This window comes from Halobacterium sp. CBA1126 (assembly GCF_009741975.1).
Classification (GTDB): domain Archaea; phylum Halobacteriota; class Halobacteria; order Halobacteriales; family Halobacteriaceae; genus Halobacterium.
In genome coordinates this window covers 1-10,189 of the sequence record NZ_WPCF01000092.1, presented here as the reverse complement: position 1 = coordinate 10,189, position 10,189 = coordinate 1, and the positions used below count along the sequence as shown (strand labels likewise).

The 10,189-nt window shown below is 71.5% G+C and carries 10 protein-coding genes and 2 pseudogenes; 6 read left to right on the top strand and 6 right to left on the bottom strand.

Going from position 1 to position 10,189, the window contains the following annotated elements; genetic code table 11:
• Window positions 1-228 (top strand): annotated as a pseudogene (locus GJ634_RS11860) (hypothetical protein); the annotation flags it as partial.
• Here GJ634_RS11860 and GJ634_RS11855 read toward each other — a convergent pair.
• Window positions 225-428, bottom strand: coding sequence for a zinc ribbon domain-containing protein (locus GJ634_RS11855; RefSeq protein ID WP_157502964.1), 204 nt, complete (start codon window positions 426-428; stop codon window positions 225-227). The pseudogene GJ634_RS11860 and the gene GJ634_RS11855 sit on opposite strands and share 4 nt — an antisense overlap.
• A gap of 59 nt (window positions 429-487) precedes the next feature.
• On the bottom strand, window positions 488-1,864 hold the full coding sequence (gene purB, locus GJ634_RS11850) for an adenylosuccinate lyase (protein ID WP_157502963.1): 1,377 nt from the start codon (window positions 1,862-1,864) through the stop codon (window positions 488-490).
• A gap of 168 nt (window positions 1,865-2,032) precedes the next feature.
• Here purB and purH point away from each other — a divergent pair, with 168 nt between their 5' ends.
• Both purH and GJ634_RS16175 read left to right on the top strand, forming a co-directional pair.
• Complete coding sequence (gene purH / locus GJ634_RS11845; protein ID WP_157502962.1) at window positions 2,033-3,643, top strand: bifunctional phosphoribosylaminoimidazolecarboxamide formyltransferase/IMP cyclohydrolase; 1,611 nt, start codon at window positions 2,033-2,035, stop codon at window positions 3,641-3,643.
• Between the two features lie 174 nt (window positions 3,644-3,817).
• Window positions 3,818-4,129 (top strand): DUF6653 family protein, encoded by a 312-nt coding sequence (locus tag GJ634_RS16175; protein ID WP_331714143.1) that lies wholly within the window; start codon window positions 3,818-3,820, stop codon window positions 4,127-4,129.
• Between the two features lie 2 nt (window positions 4,130-4,131).
• On the opposite strand, the gene GJ634_RS11835 is transcribed toward GJ634_RS16175, so the two are convergent.
• Entirely contained in the window at window positions 4,132-4,368 is a 237-nt protein-coding gene (locus tag GJ634_RS11835; protein WP_157502961.1) for an amphi-Trp domain-containing protein, read from the bottom strand.
• A gap of 261 nt (window positions 4,369-4,629) precedes the next feature.
• Here GJ634_RS11835 and folP point away from each other — a divergent pair, with 261 nt between their 5' ends.
• The gene (gene folP, locus GJ634_RS11830) at window positions 4,630-7,059 is read left to right on the top strand and encodes a dihydropteroate synthase (protein ID WP_157502960.1); all 2,430 of its coding nucleotides are present in this window, start codon (window positions 4,630-4,632) and stop codon (window positions 7,057-7,059) included.
• A gap of 9 nt (window positions 7,060-7,068) precedes the next feature.
• Here the strand turns inward: folP and GJ634_RS11825 are convergent, their stop codons facing one another.
• The 3 genes from GJ634_RS11825 to GJ634_RS11815 form a co-directional block, all read right to left on the bottom strand.
• Window positions 7,069-7,461: a PIN domain-containing protein gene (locus GJ634_RS11825; protein WP_157502959.1), complete on the bottom strand. Its 393-nt coding sequence runs from the start codon at window positions 7,459-7,461 to the stop codon at window positions 7,069-7,071.
• Window positions 7,458-7,670 carry an antitoxin VapB family protein gene (locus tag GJ634_RS11820; protein WP_157502958.1) on the bottom strand — a complete coding sequence of 71 codons (213 nt, stop codon included), beginning with the start codon at window positions 7,668-7,670 and terminating at the stop codon, window positions 7,458-7,460. The genes GJ634_RS11825 and GJ634_RS11820 overlap by 4 nt, the downstream gene beginning before the upstream one ends.
• An 85-nt stretch (window positions 7,671-7,755) precedes the next feature.
• Window positions 7,756-8,823 (bottom strand): glycosyltransferase family 4 protein, encoded by a 1,068-nt coding sequence (locus GJ634_RS11815; protein WP_157502957.1) that lies wholly within the window; start codon window positions 8,821-8,823, stop codon window positions 7,756-7,758.
• A 141-nt stretch (window positions 8,824-8,964) separates the two neighbouring features.
• On the opposite strand from GJ634_RS11815, the gene GJ634_RS11810 reads away from it, so the two are divergent.
• Together GJ634_RS11810 and GJ634_RS11805 are read left to right on the top strand one after the other, a co-directional pair.
• Window positions 8,965-9,159 carry a hypothetical protein gene (locus tag GJ634_RS11810; protein WP_157502956.1) on the top strand — a complete coding sequence of 65 codons (195 nt, stop codon included), beginning with the start codon at window positions 8,965-8,967 and terminating at the stop codon, window positions 9,157-9,159.
• A 47-nt stretch (window positions 9,160-9,206) separates the two neighbouring features.
• Window positions 9,207-10,189 (top strand): annotated as a pseudogene (locus tag GJ634_RS11805) (PD40 domain-containing protein); the annotation flags it as partial.

Below are 10,189 nucleotides of genomic sequence, written 5' to 3'. Positions count from 1 at the left end.
GCGCCGTCGTCGACGCGCTCGTGGCCGCGGGCGCTGGCGGCCCGCGGCCGTTCGCGCCGCCACCGAGGCTCCTACTTCGCCGCGGACGCGCCGACCGTCGTCTTCGGGCCGGGCGTGCTCGCGGATGACGACGGCCCGGTCGCGCACGGCCAGCGCGAGTACGTCCGGCGGTCGGACGTCGAGCGCGCGGCCGGCGTCGTGACCGACGCGCTCGACTCGCTCGTCTAGCCGAAGAAGACGTCCGCGAGGTCCATCCCGCGGTCGTCGACGTCGGCGTACAGTTCCGTGTACCCGCAGGACGTGCAGGTGACAGTCTGGAAGTTGTTCGTCTGGATGTCGAACATCTTCGAGAGGCCGGGGCCGGTCGTGGAGATGGAGCCGACGTCGACCTCGTCGTGGCCGCACTTCGGACAGCCCTCGTCTTCCATGCCCGAGGCTGGGCGGGGATTCGGCAAAAGCGTTCGGTAGGGTTCGACGCGGGTTTGTCCTACGCGTCCCGCGCGAGGTCGCCGGCGACACCGGTGTACGACGCGGGCGTGAGCGCGAGTAGCTCCTCCCGAACGGACTCCTCGACGTCCAGCTCCGCGAACAGCTCGTGGAAGTCAGCGAGGGCGACGCGCTCACCGCGCGTCAGCTCCTTCACGCGCTCGTAGGCGTCGCCGTGGCCCTCCCTGCGGAGAATCGTCTGGACGGCCTCCCCGATTACCTCGGGGTTGGCTTCGAGGTCCTCGCGCATCACCGCCTCGTTGGGCGCGACCTTCCCGAGGCCGGTCTGGAGCTTCGAGTACGCGAGCAGGCAGTACGCGAACGCCGCGCCGACGTTCCGCTTCACGGTCGAATCGGAGAGGTCCCGCTGGAGGCGGCTCGTCGAGAGGTACTCCGAGAGGAACTCGAGGTCGCTGTTGGCCTTCGAGAGGTTGCCCTCGGCGTTCTCGAAGTCGATGGGGTTGACCTTGTGCGGCATCGTCGACGACCCTGTTTCTGACTTCGCGGCCTCCTGCCCGAGGTAGCGCTGGGAGACGTAGAGCCAGACGTCGCGCGAGAGGTCCAGCAGCACGCCGTTCACACCGGTCAGGGCGTCGAAGAGCGCGCCGAGGTCGTCGCTCGGGTTCACCTGCGTGGTGGGTTCGACGTACTCGAGGCCGAGCCCGTCGACGAACTCGCGGGAGAACGCGCGCCAGTCGACGTCCGGGAACGCTGCGTGGTGGGCGGCCCACGTGCCGGAGGCGCCCGCGAGTTTCCCCGACAGGTCGTCGCTGGCGGCGTCGACGCGTGCGATTGCTCGGCCGAGCCGGGCGGCGTAGACGGCCATCTCCTTTCCGAACGTCGTCGGCGTCGCGGGCTGGCCGTGGGTGCGCGCGAGCATCGGGAGGTCGGCGTAGTCGTGGGCGAACTCCACGAGCGCGTCCCGGACCTCGCGGAGCTCCGGCAGGAGGACGTCCTCGACGGCGGGCTTGGCGAGCAGGCGGTGCGCGAGGTTGTTCACGTCCTCGCTGGTGAGCGCGAAGTGAATCCACGGGTGCGCGCGCTCGGGAGCGTGCTCGCGGACGAAGTACTCGACGGCCTTCACGTCGTGGTTGGTGGCGTCGTAGCCGCGCGCGCCCTCCGTCTCGATGGCCTTCACGAGCGCCGCGTCCTCGCCGTCGAACTCCTCGTAGGCGGCGCGCAGGCGGTCGCGCTCCTCGTCGGCGAGCTCGAGGTCGACCGCCTCGAGGTCGGCGAGGGCGAGCAGGTACTCGACTTCCACGCGGACGCGAGCCCGCATGAGCGCGGCCTCGCTGGCGTACTCGCGGAGCGGTTCGGTGCGGCCCGCGTACCGGCCGTCCAGCGGCGTCACGGCGTGGAGGGCGTCGGTGTCGGTCATGCCTCGGAGTGGCCGCGCTCGCGGCAAAAGCCTGCCGGTCACGCGACCCACGGGCGTGCATACTCACTCGGAAACTACGGCGGTACTCGCGGATTTCTATGCCAGTTCGTGCATACTCGCCGGGCGCGAACCGCAACCACTTTGCCCGCGGACGCCGCTTGCCGGAGTATGACGAACGTAGCCGGTCTGGCCAGCAACCGCGGCCGAAACCTCCTGCACGTCGACGACCTGCGGCCCGGCGGCGCCGACCTCGCCGTCGTGCTCGCGGACGACCCGGACGCGCCCGTCCTCGACGCGGCCGCCGCCCGGGACATTCCCACCGAGGTCGTCGAGCACCGCGACGGCGAGTCCCGCCGCGACCACGAGCGCCGCGTCGTCGACGCCCTCGAGGGGTACGACGTCGACCTCGTCTGCCTCGACGGCTACATGCGCGTGCTCTCGGAGACGTTCCTCGACGCGGTGCCGCTCACGCTGAACGTCCACCCGAGCCTCCTGCCGTCGTTCCCCGGCGCGGACGCCCACGAGCAGGTGCTCGACGCCGACGTCGCCGTGACGGGCTGTACGGTCCACGTCGTCACGAATGCCGTCGCCGAGGACGGCAGCGTCCGCACCGAGGACGTCGACGCCGGCCCCGTCGTCACGCAGGAGCCGGTGCCGGTCTACGCCGACGACGACCACGGCGACCTCAAGGAGCGCGTGCTCTACGACGCCGAGTTCGAGGCGTACCCGCGCGCTGTCCGGTGGTTCGCGAACGGCGACCTCGACGTCTCCGAGGACGGGGTCGCGGTCGACGCCGACGAGGGCGGTGACTTCCCGGTGCGTCGGCTCGTGAGCAACGACCGCGACAGCGACCTCCGGTACGGCGAGAACCCCCACCAGGACGCCGCGCTCTACCGCGACGACACCTGCGAGGAGGCCAGCGTCGTCCACGCCGACCAGCTCAACGAGGGCGCGAAGGCGCTGTCGTACAACAACTACAACGACGCCGACGCCGCGCTCAATCTCGTCAAGGAGTTCGACGAGCCGGCGGCCGCCGTCATCAAGCACACCAACCCCGCGGGCGCGGCGGTCGCGGACACGCTCGCCGAGGCCTACGCCGACGCCCTCTCGACGGACGCGAAGAGCGCGTTCGGCGGCATCGTCGCGCTCAACCGCACCTGCGACGAGGAGACCGCGGAGCTCGTCGCGGACTCGTTCAAGGAGGTCGTCGTCGCGCCCGGCTACACCGACGGCGCTCTCGACGTGCTCACGGCGAAGGACAACCTCCGCGTGCTCGAGACCGGTCCGCTCGGCGAGGTCACCGAGACGCTGACGGAGAAGCCGCTGGTCGGCGGCCGCCTCGTGCAGGAGCGGGACCTCTGGGCGCCCAACCGCGAGGACCTCGAAGTCGTCACGGAGCGCGACCCCACCGAGGAGGAACTGGAGACGATGCTGTTCGCGTGGCGCGTGCTCAAGCACGTGAAGTCCAACGGCATCCTGTTCGCGGACGGCACCGAGACCGTGGGACTGGGCGTCGGGCAGGTCTCCCGCGTGGACGCCGTCGAACTCGCGGCGAAGAAGGCCGACCGGGACGCCGACGGCAAGGACGCCGACGGCGCCGTGATGGCCTCCGACGCGTTCTTCCCGTTCCCGGACGGCATCGAGGCCGCCGCCGACGCGGGCGTCGAGGCCGTCGTCCAGCCCGGCGGCTCCGTCAACGACGACGACGTCGTCGAGGCCGCGGACGAGCACGGGATGGCGATGGTGTTCACCGGCCACCGGACCTTCCGCCACGACTGAACGGCCGCGAGCGGCGGACGCGTTTTGGTCTCACGACCCCTCCAGTCGCGCATGGCGCTCTCCAGCGAACTCGAGGCGTGGTTCTGGGCACGGCACTCGAACCCGAAGAGCGGGTGGTCGGGGGTGCCGACCGGCCCCGTGGTCGTGTACGCGCTCTACCGGCGGGACTAGCGGCTGCTCGCGGCGGCGCTCCTCTGGGCCGCCGTCAACCCGTTCCTGTTTTCGCCGCCCGACGACGAGTCGGCGTGGATGACCCGCGCGGTGCTCGCCGAGCGGTGGTGGATTCGCGAGGAAGGCAACCGCACGACGGGGTTCGACGGGCCGAACGCGTACAACACGGGCGGCGCGCTCGCGGCCGTCTACGCGGTGTACGCGGCGTGGAAGCGGCGGCCCGCCGGCGCCGCCGTCGGCACGGTCCTGCTGGTCGGGCTGAAGCTCTGGTGGCTCGAACTGCTCGTCCGGCGCTACGACCGGCGGGACGCGTAGTCCTACTCTGGCCGCCAGTCGAGCTCGATCTGGACGGTCTCGCGGTCCCCGCGGAACATCGCCTGCTTCTCGACGACGTCCAGCTGGAACTCGATGGCGTCGGTCGGGCGGAGCGTGATGTCCTTGTTGTCGACGCGGACGGTACACTCGTCGGCGCGCAGCGACGCCGCGACGGCTTCGAGGCGGGCCGCGGCGGCCTCGCGGTCGAGGCGCTCGGCGCTCGTGGTTCGGTTGGCCATACCGGGCCGTGCGTTGGCTCGCGGTTGGTTATGCGGCACTTACGCGCGCGCCGAGTGAGAAACGGGGAGGGTTGGAGCGCCAGCGGGCTGACACAGGCAACGGGGGGCGGCGTCGGGGGTGGGGCTTCGGAGGGCCGGTGGCGCTCCACTCGGTGCGTCGCCCGCTACCATCAAGGCCGTTGGGAGGACTCAAACGGCTCTTTGAGAGACCCGAGGGTCGCGTCCGACAGCCTAAAGCGGGGCGCCGCGCTCGAAACGGGTATGCGATACGACGAGGCGGCGAACTTCCTGCTGGACCTCCGCCGCTACCGGCCAAAGCCCGGGACGGACTCGACGGCGGACCTGCTGGCCGCGCTCGGCGACCCGCACGAGGGCCCGCGGTACGTGCAGGTCGCGGGGTCGAACGGGAAGGGGTCGACCGCGCGGCTGCTCGAATCCGTGCTCCGGGAGGCGGGCCTCGACGTTGGCCTGTACACGTCCCCGCACCTCGACGACGTGCGCGAACGCGTCACCGTCGACGGCCGCCGGATGTCCGAGGCGGCGCTGACGGAGTTCGTGGAGGCGATTCGGCCGCGCGTGAACGAGCGCGCCGCGAACGGCGACGCGCCGACGTTCTTCGAGGCCGTGACCGCGATGGCGCTCTGGCAGTTCGGCCGCGAGGACGTCGACGTGGCGGTCCTCGAGGTCGGCATCGGCGGGCGCTTCGACGCGACCAGCGTCGTCGACCCGGCGGCGAGCGCGGTGACGTCGGTGAGCCTCGAGCACACGAGCGTGCTCGGCGACACCGTCGAGGAGATCGCCCGCGACAAGGCACACGTCGCGCCCGCGGACGCGCCGCTCGTGACGGGGGCGACTGGGGACGCCCTCGCGGCGGTGCGCGAGCAGGCCGGCGACGTGGTGACCGTCGGCCCCGAAGGCGACGTACGCGCGACCTACGAGGGGCGCGCGAACCACACGGAGGCCGACGTCTCGCTGGCCGGCCCCGACTGGTCGGCCGACGCCCGGATCCCGCTGCTCGGGTCGTTCCAGGCGCAGAACGCGGGGGTCGCCGCGGCGCTCGCGCGACAGGTCGCGGGCGTCGACGAGCAGACGCTCTCGCGCGGCCTGCGGAAGGCGTACTGGCCGGGGCGCTTCGAGGTGATGAGCGCGGACCCGGTGACCGTGCTGGACGGCGCCCACAACCCCGCCGCGTGCGAGGCGCTCGCGGGCACCCTCGCGGAGTTCGACTACGACGACCTCCACTGCGTGTTCGGCGCGATGCACGATAAGGACCACCGCGGGATGGCCGCGGCGCTCCCGACACCGGACCGCGTGTGGGCGTGCGAGCCGGACTCCGACCGCGCGGAGGACGCGGACGTGCTCGCCACGGTGTTCGACGAGGCGGGCGCGGAGACGACGGTCACGCGCTCCGTGGAGTCCGCGCTCGACGACGCGCTCGAGGCGGCCGGTGAGGACGACCTCGTGCTCGTCACGGGGTCGCTGTTCGCGGTCGCCGAAGCCCGCAAGCGCTGGACGCGCACGAACGTCCGGAAGGACGTCGCGGACGTCGACGACGCGCGCGAGGTGCTGGAGGGCGCGCACGTCACGCCGCCCGGCGTCTGGCGGATGCGCGGCAAGGGCGTCCACCGCGTCGTCCAGACGCGCGTCCAGAAGCGGCAGGCCCAGTACCTCAAGGAGGAGCTGTTGAGCCTCGGCGGCGAGTGCTCGCTCTCGGGCCTGAACGCCCAGCCCCGCGGCTATCTGGACGCCGTCCTCATGGGAACGCTCGCGCAGTTCAAGCGCCTCTGCGAGAAGCTCGACGGCCAGCCGTACGGGCTCTCGGTGTTCGCCGACGAACTCAGAGAGACGCTGGGCATCCAGACCGAGCCCGCGACCCACGGCTACCCGTGGGAGGACGGCACCGCCGTCATGGGCATCCTGAACGTCACCCCGGACAGCTTCCACGACGGCGGCGAGTACGAGGCGGTCGAGGACGCCGTCGCGCGCGCCGCGGAGATGGTCGACGCGGGCGCCGACATCGTCGACGTGGGCGGCGAGTCCACGCGGCCGGGCGCCGACCCCGTCCCGCTGCAGGAGGAACTGGACCGCGTCGTCCCCGTCGTCGAGCGCGTCAGCGACCTCGACGCCATGATTTCGGTGGACACGCGGAAGGCAGAAGTCGGGAGGCAGGCCCTCGAGGCCGGCGCGGACATCCTCAACGACGTGACCGGCCTCGAGGACCCCGAGATGCGGTTCGTCGCCGCGGAGTACGGCGCGCCGCTGGTGGTGATGCACTCCATCAACGCGCCCGTCGACCCCGGCGAGGACGTCCACTACGACGACGTGGTCGACGACGTCGTCGACGAGCTCACCGAGCGCGTGCTGCTCGCGGAGAAGGCCGGCCTCCCCCGGGAGAAGATCATCGTCGACCCCGGCCTCGGCTTCGGGAAGTCCACCCCGCAGAACTTCGAGGTGCTCGACCGCACCGACGAGTTCCACGCGCTCGGCTGTCCGGTCCTCGTCGGCCACAGCCACAAGTCGATGTTCGGCGCGGTCGACCGCTACCCCGACGAGGGCGGCTACGCGACCGTCGCGGGCACGGCGCTGGCGGCCGACCGCGGCGCCGACGTCGTGCGGGTCCACGACGTCGAGGAGAACGTCGCCGCGGTCCGCGTCGCCGAGCGCACGCGGCGCGGCACGGACGACGAGTAGCGCCGTTTCCTAGAGGAAGTCGACGTCGAGTTCGTCGCCGATGCCGTCGACGTCGAAGTCCGGGTCGGCGACGACGAGTCGCTCGTCGAGCGCACTCGCGGCGCCGGCGACGAACGCGTCTCTGGCGGCGAGTGGTGACCCGTCGGCTGCGACGGCGTTCTGTAGCTCCGCGGCAGCGCGGGCGAACTCGCGCGTCTCGTCGGCGACGACCAGCCACTCGAGTGCGGCGTCGACGGCGTCGAAATCGGTCGGCCCCGATTTGAACACCTCGCCCTGATAGACCTCGTAGAGCACGAGCGGCGGCGCGAGTGCGCGGTCGCTGTGGTGGGCGCGGATGTACTCGACGGCGTCGTCGCGTCCGTCGAGGTAGTCGATGAGGACGCTGCTGTCGTACAGCGTCATCTCGCACCGACATCTTCTTTCATCTCCTTCCGTGCCGCACGCGCCCCCTCGGCCGCGTCGGTCTCCGCCCAGAGGCCGGCACCGGCTTCGATGGTTTCGCGGCGTTCGCGGAGCAGCCGCGAGAGGAGGTCGTCGAAGGACTCGTCGTCACCTTTCAGTGCCGCGAGGGCTGCGTGCGTGTCCTCGTCGACGCGGATGCTCTTGCTCATACGTTACTGTATACGTATCCGTATACATGGTCGTTTCCTCGAGATTCGGGGTTCGACGCCGCGGAATCGGTGACCCGTTCGGCACTCAGAGCAGGCCGGCCTGTTCCTGGCCCTCGCGGTAGACGTCGAGGTACGCCTCGACGAACCGCTCGTGGTCGTACTCGGCGAACGTCTCGTCGACGTCGCGGCGTTCGAGGTTGCCCGCGCGCACCAGACACTCCGTGATCTCCTCGTCGTTGGTCGCGCGGAACCCGCGCTCGTAGGTCTCGACGAGCTCGTGGGCGCTGGACTCGGCGTGGTACTCGACGATGCCGACGCAGCCGCAGGCGAGCGCGCGCAGCAGGTCGAGGCCGAACGACGTCCGCTCGGCGGTGTGGACGTAGACGTGGGCGTCCTTGAACAGGCTGACGCGCTCGTCGACGGTCTTCTCGCCGACGAACTCCACGCGGTCGTCGATGCGGAGGTCGCGGGCCTGCCGCTCGTACCCCGAGCGCGCGGGGCCGTCGCCGACGACGGTGCAGTTCCAGCCGTACTCGCGGAACTCCGCGAGCGCGAGGAACAGCGACTCGAGGTTGGCGTCCTCGTCGAGGCGCCGGCTGAACACGATGTCGCCGGCCTCGGCGGGCGCCGCGCTGCGAATCGCCGCCATGTCGATGCCGGTGGGGACGACGCGGACGTCGTCGCCGTTCGCGCCGCACTCGCGGGCGCTCGTCTTCACGGTCCGGGACGGCGCGACGACCGCGCTCGGTTTCCGCGCGGCGTAGCGGTACGCGCGGCCGCGCAGGCCGTCGCCGGCGTCGTGTGGGTCGTACCAGTCCAGCACGAGCGGCGCGCTCGCGAGCAGCGCGCCCCAGCGCGCGCCGTAGACGTGGCCGGGCGTGCGGCTCGTCCCGTGGACGACGTCCGGGTCGACGTCGCGGAGTGTGGCGGCCGCCTTCGGCGAGAACCAGCGCTGGCCGCGCTCGTCAGTGACGGCGTGGTACGTCAGGTCTTCGTGTTCGAACGTGTCCGGCTGTCCCTCCCACCACTGCGCACACAGGACGTGGACGTCGTGGCCGCGCGCCGCGAGCAGGTCCGCGAGCAGGCGCAGGCGGTCGACGTCGTCGGCGTCGACGTGGTGGGCGGTCGTCTCCGAGACGAACGCCACGCGCATACTCGCCGGGACGGAACACGCCGGTAAAAACGGTTCTGTTCGGGTCGCGCGCCCGACACCACGCGGGGGTTCGGCGGCGGCTACCCGCCCGCGGGAGTAGCGAGCCACTGTCTATCCCGTGGGCGGGCGTCCGTCCGGTCGATGGCAGTCACGATCAGCATCGAAATCGAGCTCGGCTGGGGCGTCCACGACGTCGGCGAGTACCCCCACTTGAGCGACGACTTCGAGTCGGAGACGCTCGCCGCGGACGAGCTCGGCGACCTCTACACCCACCCGCGCGGGCGGCCCGTGCTCACGTACTTGGAGAAGACGGCCCGCGGCGTCCTCCGCGGGTAGTGTTCCGCGACCAGAACGCTATCGGCGCTCCGGCGGCTCCCTGCGGTATGGCCTACGACATCGAGCGGTACCTCAACGTCCGGAGCGCGGGCGGGCCGACGTTCGGGCCCACGGGCGAACTCGCGTTCACGCTGGACGTCACGGGGTCGAGTCAGGTGTGGCGCGTCGACGCACCGGAGGCGTGGCCCGCGCAGGTGACCTTCCACGACGAGCGCGTGGCGTACGCGTCGTTCTCGCCGACCCGGGACGAGCTCGTCTACGCGAAGGACGCCGGCGGCGACGAGTTCTGGCAGCTCCACCGGCTCGCCGCGGACGGCAGCGAGGACGTCGCGCTCACCGACGACCCGGACGCGAAACACCAGTTCGGCGGCTGGAGCCACGACGGCGACCGGCTGGCGTACGCCGCGAACCGCCGCGAGCAGGGCGTCTTCGACGTGTACGTGCAGGGCCGCGACGAGCGCGGCGAGGACGCAGCCCCGCTCGTCGAGGGCGACGACTACGACATGCTCGCGGCCGCGGGCTGGAGCCCGAGCGACGACCGACTCCTCCTCCACGAGAGCCACTCGAACTTCGACGCCGACCTCTACGTGGCCGACGTCGAGACGGGCGACGTCGCGCACGCGACCCCCTTCGACGAGGACGTGCAGTTCTCCTCGGTGGCGTGGGCGCCCGACGGCGACGGCGTCTACGTCTGCACGAACCACGGCGCGGACACTCACTACCTCGGCCTGCTCGACCCCGAGACCGGCGACGTCGAGGAGGTCGTCGGGGACCGCGACTGGCCGGTGGAGTCGGTCGCCGTCCACCAGGACTCCGGGCGGCTCGCGTACGTCCGGAACGTCGACGGCTACAGCGAACTCGCGCTCGTGGACGCGGCGGGCACCACGCTCGACGAACACCCCGAACCCGACCTCATCGACGGCGTCGTCTCCGGGCTGAGCTTCGACGCGGACGGCGAGCGCGTCGCGGTCGCCGCCTCGTCGCCGACGGAGAACGGGAACGTCTACGTCGTCGACGTCGCCAGCGGCGA